This window comes from Streptomyces sp. LUP30 (assembly GCF_001746365.1).
Lineage (GTDB): Bacteria > Actinomycetota > Actinomycetes > Streptomycetales > Streptomycetaceae > Streptomyces.
On the sequence record NZ_MJAJ01000045.1, the window covers coordinates 72,089 to 97,817 of the forward strand.

Sequence of the window (25,729 nt, forward strand, 5' to 3'; positions counted from 1 at the left end):
AAGGTTCCGCATGAACCGCACGCAGACGAACGACCGCCCCACCCGTGCCCGTTCGGGTGGTCCTGTCCGTTCCGGCGGTCACGGGCGCCGGCCCGTCGCGGTGCAGGGCGAGTTCGCACTGCCCAGGACGATCACCCCCGCGCTGCCCGCCGTCGAGGCGTTCGCCGAACTCGACATGCCCGAGCAGCTTTTGGCCGAACTCGGCCGGCAGGGCGTGACCGCGCCGTTCCCCATCCAGGGAGCGACGTTGCCGAACTCCCTCGCGGGCCGGGACGTCCTGGGCCGCGGGCGCACCGGCTCCGGCAAGACCCTCGCCTTCGGGCTCGCCCTGCTCGCCCGCACCGCCGGCCGGCGTGCCGAGTCCCGCCGGCCGCTGGGGCTGATCCTCGTCCCGACACGCGAGCTGGCACAGCAGGTGACCGACGCGCTCACGCCGTACGCCCGCACCCTCACGCTGCGCCTGGCCACCGTCGTGGGCGGCATGCCCCTCGGCCGCCAGGCAGGCGCGCTGCGCACCGGCAGCGAGATCGTCGTCGCGACGCCCGGGCGGCTCAAGGACCTCATCGACCGCGGCGACTGCGTGCTGGACGACGTCGCCGTCACCGTCCTGGACGAGGCCGACCAGATGGCCGACATGGGCTTCATGCCCCAGGTCACCGCGCTGCTCGACCAGGTGCGCCCCGAGGGGCAGCGGATGCTGTTCTCCGCCACCCTGGACCGCAACGTCGACCTGCTGGTGCGCCGCTACCTCAGCGACCCGGTGGTCCACTCNCGGGCGGCTCAAGGACCTCATCGACCGCGGCGACTGCGTGCTGGACGACGTCGCCGTCACCGTCCTGGACGAGGCCGACCAGATGGCCGACATGGGCTTCATGCCCCAGGTCACCGCGCTGCTCGACCAGGTGCGCCCCGAGGGGCAGCGGATGCTGTTCTCCGCCACCCTGGACCGCAACGTCGACCTGCTGGTGCGCCGCTACCTCAGCGACCCGGTGGTCCACTCCGTCGACCCCTCGGCGGGCGCCGTCACCACGATGGAGCACCACGTGCTGCACGTCCACGGCGCCGACAAGCACGCCGCCACGACCGAGATCGCGGCGCGCGAAGGCCGGGTGCTCATGTTCCTGGACACCAAGCACGCCGTCGACCGGCTGACCCAGGACCTGCTGAACAGCGGGGTAAGGGCCGCCGCGCTGCACGGCGGCAAGTCGCAGCCGCAGCGCACCCGCACCCTCGCCCAGTTCAAGACCGGGCACGTCACCGTGCTGGTGGCGACCAACGTCGCCGCGCGCGGCATCCACGTCGACAACCTCGACCTGGTGGTCAACGTGGATCCGCCGACCGACCACAAGGACTATCTGCACCGGGGCGGCCGTACCGCCCGCGCCGGCGAGTCCGGCAGCGTCGTCACCCTCGTCACGCCGAACCAGCGTCGCGGCATGATGCGCCTCATGTCGAACGCGGGGATCAGGCCGCAGACCACCCAGGTCCGCGCGGGCGACGAGGCCCTGAACCGGATCACCGGCGCTCAGGCGCCGTCCGGCGTCCCGGTCGTCATCACCGCTCCGGTCGCCGACCGCCCCCGGCGCGGCCCTTCCTCCCGGGGTCGCCGCCGCCCCTCCTCGACGAGCCGGCGGGCCCCCGTGCGTCCGTCCGGTCTCGACGCGGTGGCCTAGAACCCTCGTGTCCAGGAAGCCGACCCACTCTTCGCAGGAGGCACCTCGTGACGCCGGTTCAGGCGCAGTACCACCCGCCGGACGCCGACCTCGTCCACAGGACGGCGCAGGACGTCATGGACGCGGCCGGGCCGCAGGTCTGTGACGACATGAGCGTCGAGGTGGCACTGGCCGTGATGGCCGCCGCCCGCACCGGCCGGCTGGTCGTCTGCGACCAGGACGGCCACCCCACCGGCCTGGTCACCAGGACCGTCCTCGCCGCCGTCCGCGACGGCTCCGCCTACACGGACCGTGTCCGCCTGCGCGACGTCCTGGGCGACCACGGATCGTTCGCCCTCCCCCTGACCACGACGGCCGAAGCCGCGCGAGCGATGCGCATCCGTCGGTTCGACGCCCCGTCGGCGGCCTACGAGCGGGACAGCGCCCCGGGCGCCCCCGCTCCCGCCCGCTGAACGCATCGCGCCCGGTCGGACCCCTCTTCCCTTCTCCCTTGTGAGGCCACATGCGCTGCGTCATCGCCCGCTTCCCCTTCGAGCTCACCAAGGGCGGCGTGCTCGAATCGATGAAGGGCGTCAAGCCCGAACCGGTCACCGGTGAATCCGTGACCATCGGCCGCCGCCATTACCCCGTCAAGCAGGTCGGCCAGATCATCACCCGCCAGGACCGCCGGGACTTCAGCGCCGCCGAGGTCTCCCGGGCCATGGCCCAGCTCGGCTTCACCTGCCGCACCCTCCCCGAGGCCGCGCCCGCGCCGGCGGGCATCCTCAGCTCGCTGCAGCGGGCCTCCGCGATGCTCGGCGCTCCCGTCACGGCCTGACCGCGGAGCCGGGCACGAGCCGAGAGCCCGAACGCCCGTGACCGCGACGGCGTTCGGGCTCCTCCCGGTCCGTCGGCGAACCGGAGGCGACGCCCGGGATCGTCCGCCCCGCCCAGACACGACGGTCGCTGCGTCCTGGGGCACCGCGGTCCCCGCCGTCAGGGGCCCCGCCGAGGTCATCGCACTGCCCGGCCGACCGCGCCCCCCCCCGGAACCGGGAACGGAACCGGGGGAGTGCTGCGGGCCGCGGCTCAGGCGTCGATGATGACGGGGATGATGAGCGGCCTGCGGCGGTGGGTGCGGAAGGCCCAGTTCGCCACGGCGCGGGCGACGAGCTGCTCGAGCTGGCGCGCGTCCCCGACGCCTTCCTCCGCCGCGGTGGCGAGGGTCTTCTCGATGACGGGGATGACCGGCTCGAAGGTGCTGTCGTCGTGGACGAAGCCCCGGGCGAGGAAGTCGGGGGCTTCGGCGAGGGCGCCGGTGTCCGCGTCGACGATCGCCACCACCGTGACCACGCCTTCGGCGGCGAGGGTGAGGCGGTCCTTCAGGGACGCCTCGGTGGCGCCGCCGACTTCCATGCCGTCCACATAGACGTTGCCGGCCGGGACCTTGCCGGTGATGGACGCGCGCCCGTCCACGAGGTCGACGACGACGCCGTCCTCGGCGATGACGACCCGGTCGGGGGCGACACCGGTACGGATGGCGAGATCGCCGTTGGCCCGCAGATGGCGCCATTCGCCGTGCACGGGCATGACGTTGCGGGGCTTGACGATGTTGTAGCAGTAGACGAGTTCGCCGGCGCTGGCGTGCCCGGAGACGTGCACCTTCGCGTTGCCCTTGTGGACGACGTGGGCGCCCCACCGGGTCAGTCCGTTGATCACCCGGTAGATGGCGTTCTCGTTGCCGGGGATGAGCGAGCTGGCGAGCAGGACGGTGTCGCCCTTGCCGATGCGGATGACGTGGTCGCGGTTGGCCATCCGCGACAGCGCGGCCATCGGTTCGCCCTGGGAGCCGGTGCACACCAGAGTGATCTTGTGGTCCGGGAGCTTCTCCAGCTCCTTGGTGCTCACGACCAGGCCGGACGGGACCTTGAGATAACCCAGGTCACGGGCGATGCCCATGTTGCGGACCATCGACCGCCCGACGAAGGCGACCTTGCGGCCGTGCTGGTGGGCGGCGTCCAGGACCTGCTGGATGCGGTGCACATGGCTGGCGAAGCTGGAGACGATGACCCGGCGCGGCGCGGTGCGCATCACCTGCTCGATCGCCGGGTTCAGCTCACGCTCGGAGGTGGTGAAGCCGGGCACCTCGGCGTTGGTGGAGTCGGTGAGGAACAGATCCACGCCCTCCTCGCCGAGGCGGGCGAAGGCGCGCAGATCGGTGATGCGGTCGTCGAGGGGGAACTGGTCCATCTTGAAGTCGCCGGTGTGCAGCACCATCCCGGCGCCGGTGCGGATCGCGACCGCGAGGCTGTCCGGGATGGAGTGGTTGACCGCCACGAACTCGCAGTCGAAGGGGCCGAGGCGACGCCGGTCGCCCTCCCGCACCCGTACGGTGCGCGGCCGGATGCCGTGTTCCTTGAGCTTGGCCTCCAGGAACGCCAACGTCAGCTTGGAACCGATGACGGGGATGTCGCGCCGCTCGCGCAGCAGATACGGCACGCCGCCGATGTGGTCCTCGTGGCCATGGGTGAGGACGATGCCCACGATGTCGTCCAGCCGGTCCCGGATCGAGGTGAAGTCCGGCAGGATCACGTCCACGCCGGGCTGGGTCTCCTCGGGGAACAGCACACCGCAGTCGACGATGAGCAGTTTGCCGGCGTGCTCGAAGACGGTCATGTTGCGGCCGATCTCACCCAGGCCGCCCAGGGCGATGACTCGCAGCCCTCCTTCGGGAAGGGGAGGGGCGGCTTTCAGTTCGGGGTGCGGATGACTCATACCCTGACGTTACCCGGAGTGCGGGACGGACTGATCCATTGCCCCACCTTCCGTGACCCCGGCCGTCGGCCCGCCGCCGAGAATTCCGGCCCGCGCGCACGGCCGCCGAGGGCCAACAGGCGGACGGCCGCGACCGGTTCGGGTCGCTCTGTGCGTGTATGTCCGCACATCGACGAACGATCAGGTCACCACCGTGCGGGCCGCGCTTCGGCAGTCGTGGTGGAGCAAGGAGACCGTGGAGGCGGCCGCCGGGACGATCCGTCGCTCGGCCCGGACGTGCGTCATGGTCAACGCCGGGATCCGGGATCCGGGATCCGGCGACCGGCCCGACCTGGATCCGGCCAACGTCCGGGCACGCGCCCGACCCCGGCATCGGCGGCGCGACATCCGCGCGGGCCGGGGTCCACCCCCGCTCCACCCCCGCCTACACTCCCCCGATGAACACCATGCGGTGCACCCAATGCGGTCAGATCGGGCTTGAGCAGGGTTTCGTCAGTGACAGCGGCAGCGGAGCCCGCGGGTACGCGCGATGGTTCGGCGGCCTCATCGAGCGGGGCGTCATGGGCATAGCCAAGACGCGGGGCCTGCCGCAATGGCAGATCGACGCCTTCCGCTGCCCGAACTGCGCGCACCTGGAGCTGTTCGCCGTCCAGCGATTGAACCTTCGCGCGTGACGTCTCCGCCGTCTCCGTGAGGACGGCGACGCGGACCACCGCAGCTCGCCACGGGACGCGTCCGCCGCCTGCCGTGCACGCGTGGTGTCCGGTTCTCGACGGTCCGCGGTAAATGCCTGGACCGGGGACCGCCCATGACGGGACACTTCCGACTTCCTGATTTCCGGGAGTGTGATGGGGACGACAGACACCCGAGGGCCGACGCCGGGCAGGAGCGCGGTGGTTCTGGCGCTGCGCCACTACGGCCGGGAACTGCTGCGACTGCGACGGCTGGCCCTGCCCGCACTGCTGCTGCCGGCCCTGGGCAACATCGGCACCCGCTACGTCGCCCCCCTGCTGATCGCCAAACTGGCGGGACAGGCCGCCGACGAGGGCGGTCTCACCCTCGCCTCGGCGCTGCCGTACGTGCTGGGCTTCGGCGTGACGCTCCTGCTCGCCGAGGCCGTGTGGAGGGTCGGGCAGCACTGCCTGAACCGGGTGGACGCCCTCGGCATGGAACACCTCTACGTGAGCGGCATGGACGAACTCCTCGCCAAGGACGCGTCGTTCTTCCACGACAACTTCGCCGGCTCCCTGACCAAGCGGGTGCTGAGCTTCGGCAAGCGCTTCGAGGACTTCGTCGACACGGTGACGTACCGGATCGTGGGCAGTCTCGTCCCCCTGGTGTTCGGTGCCGTGGTGCTGTGGAGCTACGCACCGATGCTCGTCGCCGGCCTGCTGGTGATGATCACGCTGACCGTGGCGGCCGCGACACCCCTGATCCGTCGTCGGCAGAGGCTCGTCAACGACCGCGAGGCGGCGATCGCCCGGGTCTCCGGGCACGTCGCCGACAGTCTCGTGAACATGGAGACCATCCGGGCGTTCGCCGCCGAGGGACGGGAGGCCGACGAACACCGCAACCGTGTCGCGGACTCCCGGCGTCTGACGCTCACCTCGTGGGACTACGGCAATCTGCGCGTCGACACCCTGATCGCCCCCATGTCCGTGCTGACCAACGTGCTGGGACTGATGGTCGCCATCGTCTTCGGCGGTCCGGGCCAGGGAGTGGAGGAGGTCGTCGTCGCATTCACCTACTACTCGAACGCCACCCAGATCATGTTCGAGTTCAACCAGATCTACCGGCGTCTGGAAAGCTCCATGACCGAGGCGGCGCAGTTCACCGAGCTGCTGCTGGATCCGCCCACCGTGCTCGACCCGGGCGAACCCGAACCGCTCGCACCGCGGGACACCGGCATCCGCTTCGACGCCGTGACCTTCGCCCACGCGGGCGCGAAGCCGATTTTCCGGGGACTCGACCTGGACGTGCCCGCAGGCGCGCGGATCGGTCTGGTCGGCAGGTCCGGCGGCGGCAAGACCACGCTCACCCGGCTTCTGCTGCGGATGTCGGACATCGATGACGGACGCATCCTGATCGGCGGCCAGGACATCAGCCGACTGCGCCAGACCGACCTGCGCTCACTGATCGCCTACGTTCCGCAGGAACCCGCCATGTTCCACCGCAGCCTGCGCGACAACATCGCGTTCGCCCGGCCCGGCGCCACCGACGGGGAGATCCACGCCGCGGCCGCCGCCGCGCACGTCACGGAGTTCGCCGACCAGCTCCCCGACGGCTTCGGCACTCTGGTGGGGGAACGCGGAGTGAAACTCTCGGGCGGCCAGCGCCAGCGCGTCGCTCTCGCCAGGGCCATCCTGCGCGACGCCCCGATCCTGCTGCTCGACGAGGCGACCAGCGCGCTGGACTCGGAGAGCGAACTCCTCGTCCAGGACGCCCTGTGGCGGTTGATGGACGGGCGTACGGCCCTCGTGGTCGCCCACCGGCTGAGCACCGTCGCCGGGATGGACCGTCTCGTCGTCCTCGACCGCGGACGAGTCGTCGAGCAGGGCACCCACGAGGAGCTGCTCGTGGCGAACGGCGCCTACGCCAAGCTGTGGCAGCACCAGTCGGGCGGATTCCTCGGGGAGAGCACCCCGTCGTCGGCCGGACGCTCCGGCCCGGGAGCCGCTTCCGGCGGGCTGCCCGGAGCGGCCGACCCGACGCCCGGCGGGGACCGAAGGACGTCGTCGCACGCCCGTACGAGCAGCGGATCCACATGACCCCCACCGTCACGATTCCCCTGCGGCTGCGGCTGCGAGCCGCGGCCGGGTGCACCGCGCCGCCGGTCCGGGTCGGTGCTCTCGACGCCTCATCCTCGGACGACGTCTGGGCCGTGGGCACGCGGATCCCTCCGGAGCCCTCGAACCAGATCGCGGCGATGCACTAGGACGGGCACAGCTGGCGGCGGACGCGGCTGCCCGAGCACCCGCTTCACCCGTAGCGGCGTGCTGCCCGGCGAGACCAGCACGCTCGGCTACGTCCGGGCCCTGGCCGCGGACGACGTCCGGGCGCTCGGGGAACACGCCTGGATCCTGGAGGACGAGACATCGGCAGACCCTCCCTTCGAGTACTTCTTCCTGCGCTGGGACGGCCACCGGTGGCAACGCGCCGCCTACCCGCCCAGAGCCGCCCACTCCGCAGTGATACAGCCGGTGGCGCCCGGCGGCTCCGGGGGCCTCGTACTGGGAGCCTGGCTGCGCCGCACGCCCACCGGCCGGTACCGGGGCATCGACGCTCCGCCACGGGTCGAGGGCTGGACGGACACGGGGGTGGAGCCCAAGAGGCGCCAATGGCTCGCGCTGCCGGACCTGGCCCTGGCGCCCGGCACGCACACGCTGTTCGGGGCCGGTGCCCCGCAGGGACCCCCACACCCGCGGTGCCTTCCAGGGCACGGCGACCACGGGGTGGCCCGCGAACCGAGCCAGGGTGACGCTGGGCAGGGCGGCCGACGGATTGGCGGCCGGAAGGGGGGCCACGCGCGGCTCGGTGGCGGGAGTGAGAATTCGTGCGCCCCCGATGTCGAGAACGTCCGGGCGGCTCCGTCCCAGGGGCACGAGCGGCCTCGGACCTGCCGCTCGGCGACGCCGACGAAGGAGCGACCACCGTGGAAGCGACCGAGATCACCGAGATCCTGAACCGACCGATCAGCCAGCAGCTGCTGGCACGCGACCTGACCCGCCTGGCCTACGTCGCCAAGGACGGCACTCCGCGCTGTATCCCGATCGCGTTCACCTGGAACGGCTCGGAGATCGTCATGTGCACCACGAAGAACGCCCCGAAACTGCCGGCACTGCGCAAGAACCCGATGGTCGCCCTGACCATCGACACGGAGGTCCACCCGCCGAAGATCCTGCTCATCCGCGGGCGGGCCGAGCTCGACGTCGTCGACGGCATCCCGGACGAGTATCTCCAGATGAACGGCAGCTACGACATGACGCCCGAGCAGCGCGTCGAGTGGGAGGCGGAGGTCCGCTCGCTGTACGACGGCATGGTCCGGATCGTCGTCACCCCGACCTGGGCCAAACTCATCGACTTCGAGACCACCCTGCCCACCGCGGTCGAGGAGCTGATCCGGCAACGGGCCGAGCGCCTGCAGGCATGAGATCTCCCTCCGCGCACCTGACTCGAGGCTCTAGAAGAACCCGAGCTTCTTGGGGCTGTACGAACACAGGATGTTCTTCGTCTGCTGGTAGTGCTCCAGCATCATCTTGTGCGTCTCGCGTCCGATCCCGGACTGCTTGTAGCCACCGAACGCCGCGTGCGCCGGGTAGGCGTGGTAGCAGTTCGTCCACACCCGGCCGGCCTGTATCGCCCGACCGGCGCGGTACGCCGTGTTGATGTCGCGCGTCCACACGCCGGCGCCCAGGCCGTACGAGGTGTCGTTGGCGATCTTGATGGCGTCGTCGAAGTCGTCGAACGAGGCCACCGACACCACCGGGCCGAAGATCTCCTCCTGGAAGACCCGCATGCGGTTGTCCCCTTCGAAGATCGTCGGCTGTACGTAGTAGCCTCCCTTCAACTCGCCCTCGTACTCGGCGCGTTCGCCCCCGGTGAGGACCTTGGCGCCCTCCTGCCGGCCGATGTCGATGTACGAGAGGATCTTCGCGAGCTGTTCCCCCGACGCCTGAGCGCCGATCATCGTGTCCGTGTCGAGGGGGTGGCCCGGCTTGATGAGTTCGGTGCGGGCCACGGCTGCCTGAAGGAAGTCGCCGTAGTTGCCGCGCTGGATCAGGCCGCGCGACGGGCAGGTGCACACCTCGCCCTGGTTGAGCGCGAACATGGTGAAGCCCTCAAGGGCCTTGTCCCGCAGATCGTCGTCCTTGTCCCACACGTCGTCGAAGAAGATGTTCGGCGACTTGCCGCCCAGTTCCAGCGTGACGGGCTTCAGGTTCTCGGCGGCGTACTGCATGATCAGGCGGCCTGTGGACGTCTCGCCCGTGAAGGCGACCTTCGCCACCCGCGGGCTGGACGCGAGCGGTTTGCCCGCCTCCGGGCCGAAACCGTTGACGATGTTCACCACACCGGGCGGCAGCAGGTCCGCGACCAGGCTCATCCAGTAGTGCAGCGAGACCGGCGTCTGCTCGGCGGGCTTGATCACCACGGCGTTGCCCGCGGCGAGAGCCGGAGCGAGTTTCCATGTGGCCATCAGGATCGGGAAGTTCCACGGAATGATCTGCGCGACGACCCCGAGGGGTTCGTGGAAGTGGTACGCCACGGTGTCGTCGTCGACCTCGCTCAGGGAGCCCTCCTGGGCGCGGACCGCGCCGGCGAAGTAGCGGAAGTGGTCGATGGCCAGCGGGATGTCAGCCGCCAGCGTCTCGCGCACCGGCTTGCCGTTCTCCCAGCTCTCCGCGACCGCCAGCGGCTCCAGGTGCGCTTCCATACGGTCGGCGATCTTCAGCAGGATGTCGGAACGCTCGGTCGCCGAGGTGCGGCCCCAGGCCGGCGCGGCCGCGTGCGCCGCGTCGAGCGCCCGCTCCACGTCCTCCGCCGTGCCGCGCGCCACCTCCGTGAACGTCTCCCCGTTCACCGGCGAGGGGTTCTCGAAGCACCGCCCGCGAGCCGGGGGCACGTACTCCCCGCCGATGTAGTGGTCGTAGCGCGCCTGGTAGGAGACGATCGCGCCCTCGCTTCCGGGCGCCGCGTAACGGGTCATCCTGGTCAGCCTCCTTCAGCAGCGCTGCCCGCCCTCGGACAGCTCTGCGGGCGACGATAGGGAAGGGGACGTTGCGGTCACGTTGCGGCGTCGGCGACGCTCACGGACGCGGCCACGCGCCCGGCGCCGTCAGTTCGCGCTCCAGCGACGCGAGGCGGGTTCGCGTCGCGGCGGTCGGACGGGCCGCCGCCAGAGCCCGCCACACGTCGAGGTCGTCCTCGCCCCACGGTGCGTGCGCCCAGTCCGCCAGCAGGTCGGGGTCGCCGCGGGCGATCAGCGCGGCGCGCAGCCCGTCGGCGAGACGCCGTCTGAGCCGTGTCACCGCAGGAGCCCGGGACCCCGGCAGCGGCGGCCCGGCGTACGCCGTCAGCGCCCCCGTCACCGCGCCGGCGGCCAGCCGTCGTTCGACGACGTCCAGGTCGGACTCGAAGGCGGCGGTGAGCCGGTAGGGCCGCGAGGCCAGCAATGCGGGACCCAGCACCCCGCGCAGCCGGGCCACTTCGGCCCGTAGCGTCACCGGCGTCACCGACTCGTCCTCGTACAGCGCGCACAGCAGTTCATCGCCCGTCAGGCCTTCGGGATGACGGGCCAGCAGCAACAGGATCTCGCTGTGCCGACGGCTCAGCCTGATGCCCCGTCCGCCGGTGACCACGTGTGCCTCGTCCCGGCCCAGCACGGTCAGCCGCGGTGTCTCGGCGGCGGGCCGCACGGGGGCGAGCAGTGCCAGGTGGGCCTCCGCGGCGCGGGCGACCGCCTGCACGAATCCCAGGCTGTGCGGGTGCGCCAGCCCGTCCCCGCCCGTGATGTCCACGGCGCCCAGCACCCGCCCGGTCCGCGGATCGTGCACCGGGGCGGCCGCACAGGTCCACGGCTGCACCCGCCGTATGAAATGTTCGGCCGCGAACACCTGCACCGGCCGGTCCAGGGCGACCGCGGTGCCCGGCGCGTTCGTTCCCACCGCGCTCTCCGCCCAGCGCGCGCCGGGCACGAAGTTCATCCGCCCCGCCTGCCGCCGGGTCGCCGCATGCCCCTCCACCCACAGCAGCCTGCCGCGCGCGTCGCACACCGCCAGCAGATGTTCGCCGTCGGAGGCGAACGTGCCCATCAACTCGCGGAACAGCGGCATCACTCGCGCGAGCGGGTGCTCGCACCGGTAGGCGCCGAGCTCACCGTCGTCCAACTCGACGCTCGCGGCGCCGTCCGGGCCGACGCCTGCCCGCGCGGAACGCCGCCACGAGTCGGCCACGACGGCCCGCACCGGCCGGGGTACGGTGCCGGCCTCGGTGAACGTCTCATGTGCCCGGCGCAGGAGCCGAACTCGCTCGGCGGGGTCGGCCCCGGGTTCCAGGGCCACCCAGGGATCGGTCAACTGGTCCTCCCGGAAGGCGTTGCGGCTGAGGGCGGGTCTCAGGATGCGAGGGGGACATCGTCATGCCGGGTGGGCGGGCCGACAACCGTCCGGACGACGTTCAGCCGAAACGTCGCCGTGCGATCACGCTACGGTGCCGCCCCGGCGGCCGCCGGGCACGGCCGAGATCCGTGGATGAACCCGCGCATGGGGACAACTCGCTCACCCGAACGAGGAGTTCCGGTCGTTCGGCGATCCGGGCGAGGCATGCGGACCCAGTCCTCGATCGGGCGGTCCCATGGACGAACGCCCATGGCACACGCGTCGGGCCCCACCCTCAGGCCCCGTCCTCAGGCCCGACTTTCAGGCCCGCGCCGCCACGGTCGCCGGGTCGTCCAGCACGGACCGCACCACCGAGTGCGCGGCCCCCAGCAGAGGGCCCTCGGGGCCCAGCCGGGACACGGAGACGGGACAGGCGGGGCCCGCCGTGCGCCGGGAGAGTTCGGCCTCCAGCGCCGGCAGAAGCCACGGCGCGAGTCCCGCGAGGGCGCCGCCGAGCACGACGGCCTGCGGATCCAGCAGGTTGAGTGCCCCCGTCAGAGCGATGCCGAGGGCTGTTCCCGCCTCGCGCAGAGCGCGTCGCACCTCTGGATCGCCGTCCGCGGCCCGTCCCGCGAGAAGTCCGACGCGGTCCTCGCCAGGTTCCAGCCCGGCCGACCGCAGCACCGCCTCCTCACCGGCGTACTGCTCCAGACACCCGCGTCCGCCGCACCCGCACTCCGGCCCGTCGGGATGCACCGGCACATGGCCCAGTTCGCCCGCGAAGCCACGGGTGCCGCGCAGCAGGCTGCCTTCCACGACCAACGCGGCGCCGATGCCGATCTCGGCGGACACGTGCAGGAAGTTCCCGGGGGTGTCCGCGCCGAGCCAGAGCTCGGCCAGCCCGCCGAAGTTGGCCTCGTTGTCGACCGTCAAAGGGAACTCGTCGGGCAGCAGCGCGCCCAGGTCGACGTCCTGCCAGTCGAGGTTCGGCGCGCGGACCACCGTGCGGGCGTCGCGGGCGACGAGGCCGGGGACGGCCACGGCGAGCCCGGCCGGCCACAGACCCTCGCGCTCGGCGTCGGCGACGACCCGGCGCACGAGCCCGGTCAGTTCCTCGACGACCGGCCCGGGCGGGCGGCCCCGGTTGGCGCCGTGCCGTTCGGCGCGCGCCCGCACGTCACCGCGCAGGTCGACGGCGCAGACCGCCAGGTGGTCGACGCCGACCTCGGCGCCGATGCCCGCCGGGCCGTGCCCGCTCACCGCCAGCGCCGATCCCGGTCGCCCCACCCGGCCGGGTCGCTCGGGACCCAGCTCCTCCAGCAGTCCGGTGCGTATGAGCTCGTCGACGAGGGTCGAGACCGCCGCCCGCGTCAGACCGATGCGTGAGGCGACCCCCGCACGCGAGAGCGGCCCCTCGGCGCTGACGGCGTGCATCACCCTGGCCAGATTGCGGCGGCGCATGCCCTGCTGGGTGTCGGGCAGCGCGCGCCCCGGGCCGTTCGGCCGGGCCTCGTGCGGCGGTGCGGTCATGCCTCCGTCGATTCGTCGATTCGTCGATGTCCAGGCGTTGGTGTTCGGCGTCGGAGTTCGTCGCCGAAGTTCAGCGGGCGTCCGTGCTCCGTTCCAGCAGCGGGGCCGCGTCGGAGAGTACCCCGGCGATCCTGGCCAGCGTCGCCTCGTCCCGCTCGACGGCGTCGAGGACCGGACCTCGCGTGGTGTTCCAGCGGCGCGCGACGGCGGCCGGATCCTCGCCGGTCAGCAGGCCCGCCGCCTGCGCCGCGGCCCCCAGCGCGACGAGTTCCCTGGCCTCGGGCACCTGGACCGGGCGTCCGGACAGCCGACGCACGGTCTGCTGCCAGGCGTCGCCCCGGGCGCCGCCGCCGATCAGCAGCAGGGGCGCCGAGCGGTCGGCGTCCTCGTCCAGGACCAGATCGAGCGCGCCGAGCAGCGAGTGCACGGCGCCGTCGTAGGCGGCCTGGAGGAGCTGGCCGGCGGTCGTGTCGTGGCGCAGCCCGTGCAGCAGGCCGGAGGCGTTCGGCAGGTTCGGGGTGCGTTCGCCGTCCAGGTAGGGCAGCAGGGTGAGGTGCGCGGTGGGCTCCACGGCCTCGCGGTCCAGACCGAGCAGGGCGGCGACGCGGTCGACGGCGAGCGTGCAGTTCAGGGTGCAGGCCAGCGGCAGCCAGTCGCCATGGGCGTCGGCGAAGCCGGCCACCGTGCCGGTGGGGTCGGTGGGACGGCGTTTCGCCACCGCGTACACCGTGCCCGAGGTGCCCAGGCTCAGGACCGGAGTGCCGGGGCGCAGCCCGAGGCCCAGGGCCGCCGCCGCGTTGTCGCCGGTGCCGGGGGCGACCAGCGTCCCCTTGGCGAACGGCAGGTCGTGGCTGTCGCGTACGGTGCCGGCCACCTCACCGGGCCGCACCACACGGGGCAGCAGCGCCGGGGAGAGCCCGACGTGGGCGAGGATCTCCTCGTCGTAGGCCTCGGTGGCCGAGGCCCACCAGCCGGTGCCGGAGGCGTCGCCGCGGTCCGTGGTGCCCTCGCCCGTCAGGCGCTCGGTGAGGTAGTCGTGGGGCAGGCGAACCGACTTCGTGGCGCGCAGGGCCTCCGGTTCGTTCTCGGCCAGCCACGCCCACTTCGTGACCGTGAAGGAGGCCGTCGGCACGGATCCGGTGCGCTCCGCCCAGAACTTCGCGCCGCCCAGTTCCTCGGTCAGCCGACGGGCCTGTGGGGCCGACCGCACGTCGTTCCACAGCAGCGCCGGACGCACCGGCCGTCCGTGCCCGTCCAGCGTGACCAGCCCGTGCTGCTGCCCGCCGATGGACACCGCGGCCGCCTCGTGCGCGGCGTCGCCGCACTGGTGCAGCGCCTCGCGCAGGGCGTCCCACCACTGGCGCGGGTCGCTTTCGCGACCGGCTCCGGAGGACACCGTGTGCGGCGCCTGGCCGCTCGCGACGACCTCGCCGGTGGCCGCGTCGACGACCAGCGCCTTGGTGGACTGGGTGGACGTGTCCACGCCGACGACGAGCGGACCCTCGGCTGCTGACATCGGGTTCTCCCTCAAGTTTTTTCCGCGGCTCTGCGGGATCTGTCTTCCCAGAGATGCGTCCGCATACTAATTTGTAAACGGCCATGACGAAATAGTTCGCCACCGCCAGCACGAGAGTCTTCAAGCAAGGAGCCGCGGCATGAGCTACCAGCCCACCCCCGACGACAGGTTCACCTTCGGCCTGTGGACCGTCGGCTGGCAGGGAAGGGACCCGTTCGGCGACGCCACGCGGCGTGCCCTCGACCCGGTCGAGACGGTGACGCGCCTGGCCGAGCTGGGCGCCTACGGCGTGACCTTCCACGACGACGACCTGATCCCCTTCGGGTCCTCCGACAGCGAGCGCGAGGAGCACATCAAGCGCTTCCGCCAGGCTCTGGACACCACCGGCATGACCGTGCCCATGGCCACGACCAACCTGTTCACGCACCCCGTCTTCAAGGACGGCGCGTTCACCGCGAACGACCGTGACGTACGCCGTTACGCCCTGCGCAAGACGATCCGCAACATCGACCTGGCCGCCGAGCTGGGTGCGAAGATCTACGTGGCCTGGGGCGGCCGTGAGGGCGCGGAGTCCGGCGCCGCCAAGGACGTGCGCGTGGCGCTCGACCGCATGAAGGAGGCCTTCGACCTCCTCGGCGAGTACGTGACCGCCCAGGGCTACGACCTGAAGTTCGCCATCGAGCCCAAGCCCAACGAGCCGCGCGGCGACATCCTGCTGCCCACGGTCGGCCACGCTCTGGCCTTCATCGAGCGTCTGGAGCGCCCGGAGCTGTACGGCGTCAACCCCGAGGTCGGCCACGAGCAGATGGCCGGGCTGAACTTCCCGCACGGCATCGCCCAGGCGTTGTGGGCGGGCAAGCTCTTCCACATCGACCTCAACGGCCAGTCCGGCATCAAGTACGACCAGGACCTGCGCTTCGGCGCCGGCGACCTGCGTGCCGCCTTCTGGCTGGTCGACCTGCTGGAGAGCGCCGGATACGCGGGTCCGAAGCACTTCGATTTCAAGCCGCCGCGCACCGAGGACCTCGACGGCGTGTGGGCGTCGGCCCAGGGCTGCATGCGCAACTACCTGATCCTCAAGGAGCGGGCGGCCGCCTTCCGCAGCGACCCGGAGGTCCAGGAGGCCCTGCGTGCCTCGCGTCTCGACGAGCTGGCCCAGGCCACCGCCGCCGACGGGCTGCAGAGTCTGCTCGCCGACCGCACCGCCTTCGAGGACTTCGACCCGGCGGCGGCCGCGGCCCGCGGCATGGCCTTCGAGCAGCTCGACCAGCTCGCCATGGACCACCTCCTCGGCGCCCGGGGCTGAGCCACCGCACGCACGCGTGTGCGGTGCGGGTCGTACGCGCACGTCCTGCGGTGGGGGCGGCACGCGCGTGTGCCGGTGGGGGCCGCACACGCGCGTGCCGCCGGACCTTCTCGTTCGGCGGTCGACGCACCCTCCGCGCGCAATACGCCGGAATCATGTCCTCCGTGACCTGAACCGGTATCAACTCGCGCGCGGGGGTCGCGTCCCGTACGGCCCCGCGGTCACGCTGGACGGCATGGCCATACCGCCCGTACCGCCTCAGCCGCCCGTGCCGCCGGGTGACATGCCGCCTTCCGGCGGCTTCGGACCGCCCACCGCCCCCTACGCCGCCGTCGGCGCCGGCGATCCCGGGGACCCCGGCCGTCCCGGCAGGCGCAGGAACCCACTCATCGTGGTGCTGGCTCTGCTGGTCGTGGCCGGGGCCGTGCTCGCCGTCGTGCTGATGGCTTCGCGCAACGGCTCCTCGGACGACGCGCCGAGCCCCGAGGGCAGCGCCACGACGTCTCCGAAACCCTCGGTCAGCCTCCCGGTGGAACTGCCCAGCGGCTTCCCCAGCGAACTGCCCTCGCACATCCCGACCGGGTTGCCCACGCAGTTGCCGAGCGGGCTGCCGAGCGCCCTGCCCACCGAGTTGCCGAGCGGACTGCCGACAGAGTTGCCGAGCGGGCTGGAGTCGCTGCTGTCCCAGCTGGGGGAGCCTGCGTCGTAGCCGGCGTCACCCCCCCCCGCGGCAGCCGCACGTACGTGACCGTCGTCTTGGTGCCGCTGTCGACCAGCCGGGCCTGCGCCGCCTCGGGGACGACCATGAGGGCCGAGGCCACCACGGCGGCGGCCGGCGCTCCGGCCATGGCCGCCGCCCCCTCGGCGCGACCGCCCCGTCGGGCCGGCGCCCCGCCGAGGACGAGAAGCGGACAGCCTAGGAAAGCGCTTCCTCGCCGTCGGGCCACGCAGTGGCCAGGGCCGTCGCCGGGTCCTGGGCCGCGTCGCCCGCCGGCGCCCAGCGGCCGCCCTCCTCGCGGTACGGCCACCAGCGGCCGTCCTGCCCCAACCGCAGTTGACAGGCCGCCCCCACGACCGTCCACCGGTTCCCGCGCATGTGCAGCACGGGCCGCTCGTCCTCCTCCCAGGCCGAGTCGAGCGCGGCACACGCGCGTGCGAGCATTTCGCCCTCGACGGTCCACTCCTCCTCGAGGACCGACAGCGCCGCCGTGCCCCCTTGCGCCCAGGCACGCACGGCCAGGGCCAGTTGCTCCCGGTCGCGCCCCGACCCGGCGGCCAGCCGGTCGGCCACGACCGCAGCGGGTCCGTCCGTCGGGTGGAGGCCGCCGAGGAGGCCCGCGGCAAGCCGCACCGCGTCCTGGGCGAGCGTCAACCGCCCCGTGACCGCCGCACTCCGTCCGGCGTCCTCCCGCAGAGCCTCCGCCAGCATCAGGCGCGCCTCGACTGCCGTCCGCGCCGCCAGGAGTTCCAGTGCCGCCGGATCCAGCCCGGGCGGAACCGGCGCATCCGCGTCCAGCGACGGGGGAAGGCCCGGCTCCGGTGGAAGCCCGGGTGCGGCGGGCAGCGGGGGCAGGATGCTCCCGGACGCGAAGGCCTCCGCCGCGTCCACGCCGTCCGCCCGCTCCGGCTCCGACACGGCCGCAGCGGCGACGCCGCGCGCCTGGAGCTCGCTCAGCAAGACGCCCTCGGGCCGTCCTCTGAGCAGCAGCAGGACGAACGGGTCCTGGTCGAGCAGCCTCGCCATCTGGTAGCACACAGCCGCGGTATGACCGCAGTGATCCCAGGTGCCGCAGTCGCACTCGGCCTCCAGGTCGCCCAACCCGGGGAGCAGGTCGATGCCGGCCGTCTCGGCGTCCTCGACCAGATGCGGCGGCATCTCACGGTCGAGCAGCGCGGCCACGTGTCCTGATCGCCGGCCCGCCAGGTGCAGGAACCGGTTCCACTGCGCGTCCGAAAGCACGTCGAGCAGCACGTCTGCGCGGTGCGCCGTGCGATCGCGATCCCGGACGACGGCCGTCACACGTCCCGGCCGCACCGACATCGCGCCCACGGCGCCCGCGCGCGCCAGCCGGCGACCCGTTCTCACCTGCGCTCCGTCCAGTGCGCCGTCCTCCAGCGCGGACAGCCACGCCCGACCCCACCAGGTCTGCGCGAAGCCCCTCCCCGGCGCGGGAGGCAACGCCGCGAAGGTCCGTTCCCCGACGCCGTCGTGACCGTCGCTGCCGCCGTGCCCGCTCATCGTGCTTCCCCTCGCAGTTCCACCAGATCGGCCAGCTCGACGTCCGTCAGTTCCGTGAGCGCCGCCTCTCCGGCCCCGAGAACGGCGTCGGCGAGGTCCTGCTTGCGGCGGAGCATGTCGGCGATGCGATCCTCGATCGTGCCCTCCGCGATCAGACGGTGCACCTGCACGGGCCGGGTCTGGCCGATGCGGTACGCGCGGTCCGTGGCCTGTGCCTCGACGGCCGGGTTCCACCACCGGTCGTAGTGCACGACGTGCTCCGCGCGCGTGAGGTTGAGTCCGGTGCCCGCCGCTCGGAGCGACAGCAGGAACACGGGTACCTCACCGTCCTGGAAGCGCCGGACCATGGACTCGCGCTCGGCGACGGGAACCCCGCCGTGCAGGAACTGAGTGGGCACGCCCCGCGCTGCGAGGTGCTGTTCCAACAGACGTGCCAGGCGCACGTACTGCGTGAAGAGGAGAACACTCGCGCCCTCGGAGAGGAGAGCGTCGAGCAGTTCGTCCAGGAGTTCCAGCTTCCCGGAGCGCCCGGCGGTCCTCGGCCGCTCCTCCCTCAGGTACTGCGCGGGGTGGTTGCAGATCTGTTTGAGCGCGGTCAGCAGCTTCACGATCAGTCCGCGTCGCGCCATGTCGTCGGCTTCGGCGATCGCCGCCAGCGTCTCGCGCACCACGGCCTCGTACAGGCCCGCCTGCTCCTTGGTGAGGAACACGGGATGATCCGTCTCGGTCTTGGGCGGCAGTTCCGGGGCGATCCCGGGATCCGACTTGCGACGGCGCAGCAGGAAAGGCCCCACGAGCCGGGCAAGTCGCTCGGCCGCGACCGGGTCGCCCCCGCCCTCGACCAGGCGCGCGTACCGCGTACGGAAGGCCCCCAGACGGCCCAGCAGCCCTGGCGTCGTCCAGTCCAGGATCGCCCACAGCTCCGACAGGTTGTTCTCCACAGGGGTGCCGGTGAGTGCCACACGTGCGCGTGCGCCGATCGTGCGCAGCGCCCGCGCGGTGGCCGAGCAGGGGTTCTTGACGTGTTGTGCCTCGTCCGCCACGACCAGCCCCCACGCCGTCCGGCCGAGCCGGTCCGCGTCCAGCCGCAGCGTTCCGTACGTGGTGAGCACGAACTCCCCGCCGGCCAGGCCCTCCAGGTCGCGTCGGGAACCATGGACGCGACGTACCGGCGTGTGCGGAGCGAACCTCTCGATCTCGCGCTGCCAGTTGCCCATCAGGGAGGTCGGACAGACCACGAGTGTGGGGCCCGCCGAGGACGCTTCCGTCTGCCGGTGCAGGTGCAGCGCGATCAGGGTGACGGTCTTGCCGAGCCCCATGTCGTCCGCCAGACAGCAGCCCAGCCCCAGGGCGGTGGTCCGGGCCAGCCACGTCAGGCCGCGCAGCTGGTAGTCGCGCAGGGTGGCGTCGAGCGCGGCGGGCTGCTCCACCGGCTCGTGCCCCTCGGGGCCCGTCAACCGCTCCCGCAGGGCCGCCAGCCACCCGGTGGGCTGTACGTCGAACCGCACGCCGTCGATCTCCGCCGAGCCCGTCAGAGCCGCGCTCAGGGCCTCCACGGGCGTCGTCTTGCGGTCCTGCCGTGCGCGGGCCCGGCGCAGTTCACCGGGGTCGATCAGGACCCACCGGTCGCGCAGCCGCACCAGCGGCCGGTCGGCCTCGGCCAGGCGGTCCAGTTCCGCGCGTGACAGCCGCCGGTCGCCCAGCCCGAACCACCAGGTGAAGCTCATCAGCGCGTCCGCCGACAGGAAGGACGGCGTGTCCGAGCCGGCGCGATCGGATCCCGCCGCTTCCTGTGGCGGCCCCACGACCGCGCGGGCGGTCAGCGTGCGGACGAGTTCCTTCGGCCAGTGCACCTCCACGCCGGCGTTCGCCAGGGCTCGTGAGCCCTCCCCGAGGAGTTCGGCGATCTCTTCGTCGAGGAGATCGACCGCCTCCGGGACGGTGGCGGACAGCAACGGGGTGAGCGGCGGCCAGGCCCGGGCCGCGCGACGCAGAGCGAGCAGGGCTTCCCTCCGCGCGTGGGGACCGAACGCCCCGGGCAGGACGCCGGGGTCGCCCCAGATGTCGGCGGCGTCCGCGACGAGCGCGGGATCGCCCACGCTGTGCACCTGGGGCACGGCCCGGAACCCTGGTGCCGGCCCACCGCCGACGGGCGGCGTCGGGGCCTCCGGCGACCCGCTCGTCTCCATGCCGTCCGCATCGGACAGGTCGAGCCCCGGGACCTCGATCCGCAGGGAGATCCGTACGCCGGCGTCGTGTGCCGCGGAGACGTCGGCCGCCCACGCGCGCAACTCCGGCACGAGGTGCGGCCGCCGTGCGGCGTAGGCGGGGCCGCCGGTCACGAGCTCCGCGGCCGGTGTGCGGGGAAGCGTGTCGGCGACGGCGTCCAAGAAGGCGCGCAGCAGGCGTTCGGGATCGGGCAGCCGCAGCGGTGCGGCCTCGTCCACCGGCACGGCATGCGCCTCGGGCGGCATCGAAGCGGCCAGCCTGCGTACCTCCTCGACGTCCCGCGCGCTCAGTGGCCCCATCCGCCAGGCGTCGTGGTCCTCCGGGGACAGGCCCGGCAGGAACAGGCCGCGTGCCGCGCACCGCAGGGCCAGCAGGGCGGCCGCGCTCCAGAAGGCGGTGGACCGGTGGGCGTCGGGTTCGACACGCGCGCGAGTGAGGACGGGAAGGGCGTGCCGCACCGACAGCAGCACGGCCGGCACCTGCGCGAGGGCCACGCCGGCGCCGTGCGGTCGGACCAGGCGCAGTCGGTGGGCGGACGCCGGCGGAACGGCAGGAGGAGCCTCCTCGCCGTCCGGGCGCCAGAAGGCGACGCCGCCTGTGCGGGCCGGAACCCCGGGGAGGAAGACGGCGTGACATCGGGTCAGTTCGGAGATCTCGGACGGTGCTTCCACGGGAACCCTCTGCGCGGAGATGAGGCCTCTCCTCAAATTTGACTACTGGGTGTGGGGTCGCCGAGGTTACAGCACCTCATCGGGAACGTGCACCACTCTCGGACCGGCCTCGGGCGCGGACCGGGGACGAGAGGGGGTTCTCAGGGGAGTCTCGGGGGAGTACCTCAGGGACGTCTCAGGGTCGAGGTCGGAACCGCGGGCGGCGCAGACCCGTTTTCATGGCAGAGAGCGGCAGTGGCCGCGAAGGAGGCGACGCAGATGTCGAAGAACGCGAAGATCGCCGCAGGGGGTGTGGCGGTCGGGCTTCTCCTGTTGATCTGGCTGCCCTGGTGGGCGGCCCTGTTGATCGTGGTGGGCGTCCCGGTGGCGGCCTACCTCACGCTGGACCCGTCCCAGCGGCGCAGACTGCGCCGCGTCACCCGCAAGGAGCTCGGCCGCTGAGGCGCGGATGCCGCGGCTCGGGCGGAACGACCGGTACGGCCCTCCAGAGCCATACCGGTCGCCCCGGCCTTCTTCCCCTGGCACTACCCGCGCGGCGGCCATGAGGGGAGGGCTGGAAGCCTCACAGAGGTCGTACGGCCATCTTGTCGAGCGCCTCCAGAAGCCCGGGCAGTTCGGGGCCGCGGCCCACGGGGAGCACCTCGCCGGGTTCGTCGTCGAGGAGGACGAACGCGATGTCGTCGGTCCTGGCCACCAGGGACCAGCCGGGCCCGTCGGCGCGCAGAGTGCGGGCCTCGCCGGGAGCGAACGAAGAGCGCACCCGCCCGAGCGGAGGCGGGGTGTCCACGTAGGCGCGTACTTCGGCCAGCACGCGCCGGATGCCGCTGTGGCCCATCGGCGCGTTCCTCCCGGCCCCTGGTGTTTCGGCAGCCTCACCGGTCCCCGCAGCCTCGGGGGAACCAGGGATCACGCCGTTCCCGCCGTTCCCGCCTGGGCCTGAGGCCTCGGCAGGCGCTGAGGACCTGCCGGTCCGGCCCGCCTCGTGATCCCGCTGTGCCTGGTCGGCCGTGTCCTCCTGGCCCACCCGGTCCGCCCCGACGCCGCCGGCGTGTGTCCCGGCGCCGCTCTGCCGGGAGGGCGCGAACTCGGTGTCGTCGATCTGCTCCCGCCACAGCGCCCACTGGAGCGCGATCTCGTCGGCCCCCAGCCGGCGCTGGGCCGGACCCCAGGTGCTCGTGTCGGGCGGGCAGAGGGCCGGCCCGTCCGTCACCTCGGGGGCGGGGTCGTGCGGCGCGGGCACACCGGGAGCCGCGACGGCGACCGCCAGCGGCCAGCCGGGCAGTGCCGCGACCACCGTCCGCTCATCGGGCGACAGGTCGTACTCCATGCCGCAGTCCCACGACGCGATGGCGACGGCGACCAGCGACACGTCGTCGATCACGACGGTCCAGCGGGCGCCCTCGCCGTCCTGGCCCAGCACCAAGCCGTAGCCGTCGGCGAGCGGCGGGAGGCCGAGCGCCGCACAGGCCTCCGGATAGTCGTCGCCCAACGCACTCGGGAACTTCGCCGGCGTCAACAGCACCGCCGTGAGCACATAGAGCGCGTCGTCCGCGGCGGCGACGGCGTCCTCGTCCGTCCCGGCCATCCCAGCCTCCCCATCGGTTCGTCCAACGGCGCGCACCCTAGTGCGGGGGGAAGGCGCTTGTCACGGCGGCCGACATCCCCGGAGCTGCAGTTTTCCGGTCGGACGGGGCGAAACGACCACCTCCGGCCGTCGGACGCGTCACCTCGTCGGCAGTCCGAGCAGCGCGCGGGCCACGGCATGCGGCGGCTGGTCGCGCTCTCGTGCGAGGGCGAGGACCGCGCGACGGGCCAGTTCGTTGACCCCGAAGGACAGCGCCTCCGGCGACACCCAACCCGCCGCCTCGTCGATCCCGACCTGGTCGTCCTCCGCGCAGGCCGAGACGTAGGCGGCGGCCGCTTCGAAGAGGTTGGGCGCGCGTTTGCCGGCGGGGTTCGGCCTCCCGCCCGGGCCTGTCGGCCCGTCCGGACGCGACGGCGTGCGCGTCGCGCCGAGAAGTCTCCCGTAAGCCGTGCGGATCCTGCCGAACATGCCGACCGCCTTCCAGGGTGGTGACCGCGACTGGACGTTCATCTTCTGCTTTCCAACCTAGAGTTGGCGGTCCGGCGGCAGAAGGGGATGCAGCGGTGAAGCGCTTCGAGCGACTCGAACGGATCCGGCGGCTGGACCCGCACGAGGACGCGTTCGAGATCTACCGGCTCACGGCGGCCTACGAGTTCCCCTGGGATGTCACCCGGGCCCTTGAACTGGCCCTGTACCGCACCTACGCGGTGCCCTCCATCGGGCGTCTGCTCGCGGAGACCGCGGAACTCACGGATCGCGCCCAGAAGCGCTACGACGACACCTCGCTCCTGCTCGACGCCGTCGTCGAGCACGGTTTCGACAGCGAGCAGGGGCGCACGGCCGTGCGCCGCATCAACCGGATGCACCGCAGCTACGACATCGGCAACGACGACATGCGGTACGTGCTGTGCACGTTCGTCGTGATGCCCAAACGATGGATCGACGCCTACGGATGGCGCAGGCTGTCGCGCCACGAGATCGTCGCCTGCAGCGTGTACTACCGCACTCTGGGGCAGCGCATGGGCATCAGGGACATCCCCGAGACCTACGAGGAGTTCGAGGCCTGTCTCGACGCCTACGAAGAGGCCCACTTCGCCTGGGACGAGAATGCGCGACGCGTCTCGGACGCCACGCTCGCCCTGATGGCCTCCTGGTACCCGCGGCCGCTCGCTCCCGTCCTGCGGCGCGCCACGCTCGCCCTTCTCGACGCCTCCCTTCTGGAGGCCTTCCGCTATCCCGTGCCCGGCCCTGTCACCCGTGCCCTGGTGCGCGCAGCGCTACGCGCGCGTGGACGAGCGGTTCGGCTGCTGCCGCCGCGCCGCACCCCCCACCACGCCCGGCAGAACCGGGAGATCAAGGGTTACCCGAACGGCTACCGACTGCAGGAGCTGGGCACCCGCCCGACGCCGGGGATCGCAGGCTGCCCCGTGCGGCGGCGGGGCGAGTCAGCCGACCGGTGAGTCGAGCGTTCCGCGCAGCCGGCGCAGCTCGCCCCGGGACGTGGCCCGCGCGATCGTGAGAACGCCGCGCCGGAACGGGTCCGTCGGGCCTGAGCCGTCAGCCCTCTCGGAGGGCCAGGGCGAGGAACCGGGAGTCCTCGTCGACGTACGACGTCATGCGCCAGCCCGAACGGGCCAGCAGCGGGCCGAGGTTGGGTTCCGCCCGCAGGTCCTCCGGTGTGATCCGCCGGCCCTGGCGAGCCGCGAGCGCCGCCCTGCCGATCGGGTGGAAGAGCGCCAGCGTGCCGCCGGGGCGTACCACCCGTGCCAACTCGCGCAGGTTGTCCGCCGGGCGGGGCAGATGTGCGACGAGCCCCGCCGCGAACACGGCGTCCAGCGAGGCGGAGCGCAGCGGAAGCGCGGCGACGTCGGCGAGCACCAGTCGCCCGTCGCGGCCGCGTCCGGCCCGTACGGCGGCCTCCAGCATGGCCGGGGTCAGATCCACCCCCACGACCGTTCCCGAGGGCCCTACGGCCGCACGCAGCGGCGTCAGGGCCCGTCCGGTGCCGCAGCCGGCGTCCAGCACGCGGTCCCCTCGACGCAGACCGAGCTCGCCCGCCGCGGCTTCGTAGGCGGGACCGTCGTCGGGGAACCGGCTGTCCCAGTCCGCGGCGCGCGCCGTGAAGAACTCCTGGACGTGTGTGTGGTCGTCGCTCATGTTCGGCATGATCCCTCACCGGCACGGGTGATACGTCGGTGCACATGTTCGAGCGTGACCCGATCGTTCCGTCCCACTTCCCCGTCATATTCCAGCAGCTTTCGAAATGCGCCCCCCTCGTGCTTCCGTGCTCCGGCTAGCGTCCCGTGGCCATGGGACACCTGGACCACGCCGCCTTCGGCTGGCTGACCCCCGTGCTGTCGTACGTGATGGCCTGCATCGGCGCCGCCCTCGGCCTGCGCTGTACCGTGCGCGCCCTCGGCGCCACCGGGCGCTCGCGCCGCAACTGGCTGATCACCGCGGCCTCGGCGATCGGCACCGGCATCTGGACCATGCACTTCGTGGCCATGCTCGGCTTCGCGGTCGGCGGCACCGACATCCGCTACGACGTTCCGCTGACCGTGCTCAGCCTTCTCGTGGCCATGGTCGTCGTCTGCGCCGGTGTCTTCGCCGTCGGCTACAGCCGTGACCGCACGCGCGCCTTGTTGATCGGCGGGCTCACCACGGGACTGGGCGTGGCGAGCATGCACTACCTGGGCATGGCCGCGGTCCGGCTGCACGGCGACGTGACCTACGACCCGCTGCGGGTAGGTCTCTCCGTCCTGATCGCGGTCGTCGCCGCCACCGCCGCACTCTGGGCCGCGCTCAACATCAGGTCGCCGATCGCCGTCGGGGTCGCCTCGCTCGTCATGGGGGCGGCGGTCAGCAGCATGCACTACACGGCGATGTTCGCGGTGAGCGTCCATGTCACGCCCTCCGGCGCGGTGCTGCCCGGGGCCACGGCGATGCAGTTCATCTTCCCCCTCGCCGTCGGCCTCGGGTCCTATCTCTTCCTGACCTCGGCCTTCGTCGCGCTGTCGCCCACCACGGGGGAGCGCGAGGCGTCCGCGTCCGCACAACGACCGGGGGAGAGCCTCGCCGACCGGCAACGGACCAGGACCGTCTGATCCGACCGGCGAGCCCCGTCCCACTTCC

22 protein-coding genes and 1 pseudogene are annotated in these 25,729 nt (G+C 72.4%); 13 read left to right on the forward strand and 10 right to left on the reverse strand.

The window, feature by feature from the left end:
* Nucleotides 1-10: 10 nt before the first annotated feature.
* The 4 genes and pseudogenes from BG482_RS46245 to BG482_RS29880 form a co-directional block, all read left to right on the forward strand.
* A partial coding sequence (locus tag BG482_RS46245) for a DEAD/DEAH box helicase (RefSeq protein ID WP_141746671.1) occupies nucleotides 11-771 on the forward strand: 761 nt, incomplete at its 3' end.
* Nucleotide 772: 1 nt separating this feature from the next.
* A pseudogene (locus BG482_RS29870) lies at nucleotides 773-1,673 on the forward strand (helicase-related protein); the annotation flags it as partial.
* Nucleotides 1,674-1,720: 47 nt separating this feature from the next.
* Nucleotides 1,721-2,125 (forward strand): CBS domain-containing protein, encoded by a 405-nt coding sequence (locus BG482_RS44175; protein WP_069772287.1) that lies wholly within the window; start codon nucleotides 1,721-1,723, stop codon nucleotides 2,123-2,125.
* 50 nt (nucleotides 2,126-2,175) lie between these two features.
* Nucleotides 2,176-2,490, forward strand: a complete 315-nt coding sequence (locus BG482_RS29880; protein ID WP_069772288.1) for an SCO5918 family protein — start codon at nucleotides 2,176-2,178, stop codon at nucleotides 2,488-2,490.
* Between the two features lie 251 nt (nucleotides 2,491-2,741).
* Here the strand turns inward: BG482_RS29880 and BG482_RS29885 are convergent, their stop codons facing one another.
* On the reverse strand, nucleotides 2,742-4,427 hold the full coding sequence (locus BG482_RS29885) for a ribonuclease J (protein ID WP_069772289.1): 1,686 nt from the start codon (nucleotides 4,425-4,427) through the stop codon (nucleotides 2,742-2,744).
* Between the two features lie 437 nt (nucleotides 4,428-4,864).
* Here BG482_RS29885 and BG482_RS29890 point away from each other — a divergent pair, with 437 nt between their 5' ends.
* The 4 genes from BG482_RS29890 (at nucleotide 4,865) to BG482_RS29900 (ending at nucleotide 8,577) form a co-directional block, all read left to right on the forward strand.
* Nucleotides 4,865-5,101 carry a hypothetical protein gene (locus BG482_RS29890; RefSeq protein WP_069772290.1) on the forward strand — a complete coding sequence of 79 codons (237 nt, stop codon included), beginning with the start codon at nucleotides 4,865-4,867 and terminating at the stop codon, nucleotides 5,099-5,101.
* A gap of 174 nt (nucleotides 5,102-5,275) precedes the next feature.
* Entirely contained in the window at nucleotides 5,276-7,195 is a 1,920-nt protein-coding gene (locus BG482_RS29895; protein ID WP_069772291.1) for an ABC transporter ATP-binding protein, read from the forward strand.
* The gene (locus tag BG482_RS44180) at nucleotides 7,192-7,362 is read left to right on the forward strand and encodes a hypothetical protein (RefSeq protein WP_176741493.1); all 171 of its coding nucleotides are present in this window, start codon (nucleotides 7,192-7,194) and stop codon (nucleotides 7,360-7,362) included. The genes BG482_RS29895 and BG482_RS44180 overlap by 4 nt, the downstream gene beginning before the upstream one ends.
* A gap of 717 nt (nucleotides 7,363-8,079) precedes the next feature.
* Entirely contained in the window at nucleotides 8,080-8,577 is a 498-nt protein-coding gene (locus tag BG482_RS29900) for a pyridoxamine 5'-phosphate oxidase family protein (RefSeq protein ID WP_069772292.1), read from the forward strand.
* 30 nt (nucleotides 8,578-8,607) lie between these two features.
* Here BG482_RS29900 and BG482_RS29905 read toward each other — a convergent pair whose 3' ends face one another.
* The 4 genes from BG482_RS29905 to xylB form a co-directional block, all read right to left on the reverse strand.
* Nucleotides 8,608-10,131 carry an aldehyde dehydrogenase family protein gene (locus tag BG482_RS29905; protein WP_069772293.1) on the reverse strand — a complete coding sequence of 508 codons (1,524 nt, stop codon included), beginning with the start codon at nucleotides 10,129-10,131 and terminating at the stop codon, nucleotides 8,608-8,610.
* A 100-nt stretch (nucleotides 10,132-10,231) separates the two neighbouring features.
* The gene (locus tag BG482_RS29910) at nucleotides 10,232-11,500 is read right to left on the reverse strand and encodes a GAF domain-containing protein (RefSeq protein ID WP_069772294.1); all 1,269 of its coding nucleotides are present in this window, start codon (nucleotides 11,498-11,500) and stop codon (nucleotides 10,232-10,234) included.
* Between the two features lie 342 nt (nucleotides 11,501-11,842).
* Nucleotides 11,843-13,051 (reverse strand): ROK family transcriptional regulator, encoded by a 1,209-nt coding sequence (locus BG482_RS29915; protein WP_069772295.1) that lies wholly within the window; start codon nucleotides 13,049-13,051, stop codon nucleotides 11,843-11,845.
* Nucleotides 13,052-13,121: 70 nt separating this feature from the next.
* Nucleotides 13,122-14,567 (reverse strand): xylulokinase, encoded by a 1,446-nt coding sequence (gene xylB, locus BG482_RS29920; protein WP_069772296.1) that lies wholly within the window; start codon nucleotides 14,565-14,567, stop codon nucleotides 13,122-13,124.
* Between the two features lie 139 nt (nucleotides 14,568-14,706).
* On the opposite strand from xylB, the gene xylA reads away from it, so the two are divergent.
* Both xylA and BG482_RS29930 read left to right on the forward strand, forming a co-directional pair.
* Nucleotides 14,707-15,873 (forward strand): xylose isomerase, encoded by a 1,167-nt coding sequence (gene xylA, locus BG482_RS29925; protein WP_069772297.1) that lies wholly within the window; start codon nucleotides 14,707-14,709, stop codon nucleotides 15,871-15,873.
* A gap of 235 nt (nucleotides 15,874-16,108) precedes the next feature.
* Nucleotides 16,109-16,582: a hypothetical protein gene (locus BG482_RS29930; RefSeq protein WP_069772298.1), complete on the forward strand. Its 474-nt coding sequence runs from the start codon at nucleotides 16,109-16,111 to the stop codon at nucleotides 16,580-16,582.
* 207 nt (nucleotides 16,583-16,789) lie between these two features.
* Here BG482_RS29930 and BG482_RS29935 read toward each other — a convergent pair whose 3' ends face one another.
* Nucleotides 16,790-18,112, reverse strand: a complete 1,323-nt coding sequence (locus tag BG482_RS29935; RefSeq protein ID WP_069772299.1) for an SWF or SNF family helicase — start codon at nucleotides 18,110-18,112, stop codon at nucleotides 16,790-16,792.
* The gene (locus tag BG482_RS29940) at nucleotides 18,109-21,012 is read right to left on the reverse strand and encodes a DEAD/DEAH box helicase (protein WP_256096519.1); all 2,904 of its coding nucleotides are present in this window, start codon (nucleotides 21,010-21,012) and stop codon (nucleotides 18,109-18,111) included. The genes BG482_RS29935 and BG482_RS29940 overlap by 4 nt, the downstream gene beginning before the upstream one ends.
* Nucleotides 21,013-21,270: 258 nt before the next feature.
* Here BG482_RS29940 and BG482_RS29945 point away from each other — a divergent pair, with 258 nt between their 5' ends.
* A complete protein-coding gene (locus BG482_RS29945) occupies nucleotides 21,271-21,453 on the forward strand; it encodes a hypothetical protein (protein ID WP_069772300.1) in 183 nt (60 codons plus the stop codon).
* A gap of 121 nt (nucleotides 21,454-21,574) precedes the next feature.
* Here the strand turns inward: BG482_RS29945 and BG482_RS29950 are convergent, their stop codons facing one another.
* Both BG482_RS29950 and BG482_RS29955 read right to left on the reverse strand, forming a co-directional pair.
* Complete coding sequence (locus BG482_RS29950) at nucleotides 21,575-22,597, reverse strand: hypothetical protein (RefSeq protein WP_069772301.1); 1,023 nt, start codon at nucleotides 22,595-22,597, stop codon at nucleotides 21,575-21,577.
* 138 nt (nucleotides 22,598-22,735) lie between these two features.
* A complete protein-coding gene (locus tag BG482_RS29955; RefSeq protein WP_069772344.1) occupies nucleotides 22,736-23,065 on the reverse strand; it encodes a hypothetical protein in 330 nt (109 codons plus the stop codon).
* Between the two features lie 95 nt (nucleotides 23,066-23,160).
* Between BG482_RS29955 and BG482_RS29960 the strand changes: the two genes are divergently transcribed.
* On the forward strand, nucleotides 23,161-24,057 hold the full coding sequence (locus BG482_RS29960; RefSeq protein WP_069772302.1) for an oxygenase MpaB family protein: 897 nt from the start codon (nucleotides 23,161-23,163) through the stop codon (nucleotides 24,055-24,057).
* A gap of 97 nt (nucleotides 24,058-24,154) precedes the next feature.
* Here the strand turns inward: BG482_RS29960 and BG482_RS29965 are convergent, their stop codons facing one another.
* The gene (locus tag BG482_RS29965) at nucleotides 24,155-24,754 is read right to left on the reverse strand and encodes a class I SAM-dependent methyltransferase (protein WP_069772345.1); all 600 of its coding nucleotides are present in this window, start codon (nucleotides 24,752-24,754) and stop codon (nucleotides 24,155-24,157) included.
* A gap of 152 nt (nucleotides 24,755-24,906) precedes the next feature.
* On the opposite strand from BG482_RS29965, the gene BG482_RS29970 reads away from it, so the two are divergent.
* The gene (locus BG482_RS29970; protein WP_069772303.1) at nucleotides 24,907-25,701 is read left to right on the forward strand and encodes an MHYT domain-containing protein; all 795 of its coding nucleotides are present in this window, start codon (nucleotides 24,907-24,909) and stop codon (nucleotides 25,699-25,701) included.
* Nucleotides 25,702-25,729: the final 28 nt, after the last annotated feature.

What these genes read in the sequence shown, in the direction of transcription:
- BG482_RS29880 (WP_069772288.1), top strand. Translation starts at nt 2,176, where the DNA reads ATGCGCTGCGTCATCGCCCGCTTCCCCTTCGAGCTCACCAAGGGCGGC.
- BG482_RS29890 (WP_069772290.1), top strand. Translation starts at nt 4,865, where the DNA reads ATGAACACCATGCGGTGCACCCAATGCGGTCAGATCGGGCTTGAGCAG.
- BG482_RS29965 (WP_069772345.1), bottom strand. Translation starts at nt 24,754, where the DNA reads ATGAGCGACGACCACACACACGTCCAGGAGTTCTTCACGGCGCGCGCC.
- BG482_RS29895 (WP_069772291.1), top strand. Translation starts at nt 5,276, where the DNA reads ATGGGGACGACAGACACCCGAGGGCCGACGCCGGGCAGGAGCGCGGTG.
- BG482_RS29950 (WP_069772301.1), bottom strand. Translation starts at nt 22,597, where the DNA reads ATGGCCGGGACGGACGAGGACGCCGTCGCCGCCGCGGACGACGCGCTC.
- BG482_RS29955 (WP_069772344.1), bottom strand. Translation starts at nt 23,065, where the DNA reads ATGTTCGGCAGGATCCGCACGGCTTACGGGAGACTTCTCGGCGCGACG.
- BG482_RS29970 (WP_069772303.1), top strand. Translation starts at nt 24,907, where the DNA reads ATGGGACACCTGGACCACGCCGCCTTCGGCTGGCTGACCCCCGTGCTG.
- BG482_RS29935 (WP_069772299.1), bottom strand. Translation starts at nt 18,112, where the DNA reads ATGAGCGGGCACGGCGGCAGCGACGGTCACGACGGCGTCGGGGAACGG.
- BG482_RS44180 (WP_176741493.1), top strand. Translation starts at nt 7,192, where the DNA reads ATGACCCCCACCGTCACGATTCCCCTGCGGCTGCGGCTGCGAGCCGCG.
- BG482_RS29915 (WP_069772295.1), bottom strand. Translation starts at nt 13,051, where the DNA reads ATGACCGCACCGCCGCACGAGGCCCGGCCGAACGGCCCGGGGCGCGCG.
- BG482_RS29905 (WP_069772293.1), bottom strand. Translation starts at nt 10,131, where the DNA reads ATGACCCGTTACGCGGCGCCCGGAAGCGAGGGCGCGATCGTCTCCTAC.
- BG482_RS29930 (WP_069772298.1), top strand. Translation starts at nt 16,109, where the DNA reads ATGGCCATACCGCCCGTACCGCCTCAGCCGCCCGTGCCGCCGGGTGAC.
- xylB (WP_069772296.1), bottom strand. Translation starts at nt 14,567, where the DNA reads ATGTCAGCAGCCGAGGGTCCGCTCGTCGTCGGCGTGGACACGTCCACC.
- BG482_RS29885 (WP_069772289.1), bottom strand. Translation starts at nt 4,427, where the DNA reads ATGAGTCATCCGCACCCCGAACTGAAAGCCGCCCCTCCCCTTCCCGAA.
- BG482_RS29945 (WP_069772300.1), top strand. Translation starts at nt 21,271, where the DNA reads ATGTCGAAGAACGCGAAGATCGCCGCAGGGGGTGTGGCGGTCGGGCTT.
- xylA (WP_069772297.1), top strand. Translation starts at nt 14,707, where the DNA reads ATGAGCTACCAGCCCACCCCCGACGACAGGTTCACCTTCGGCCTGTGG.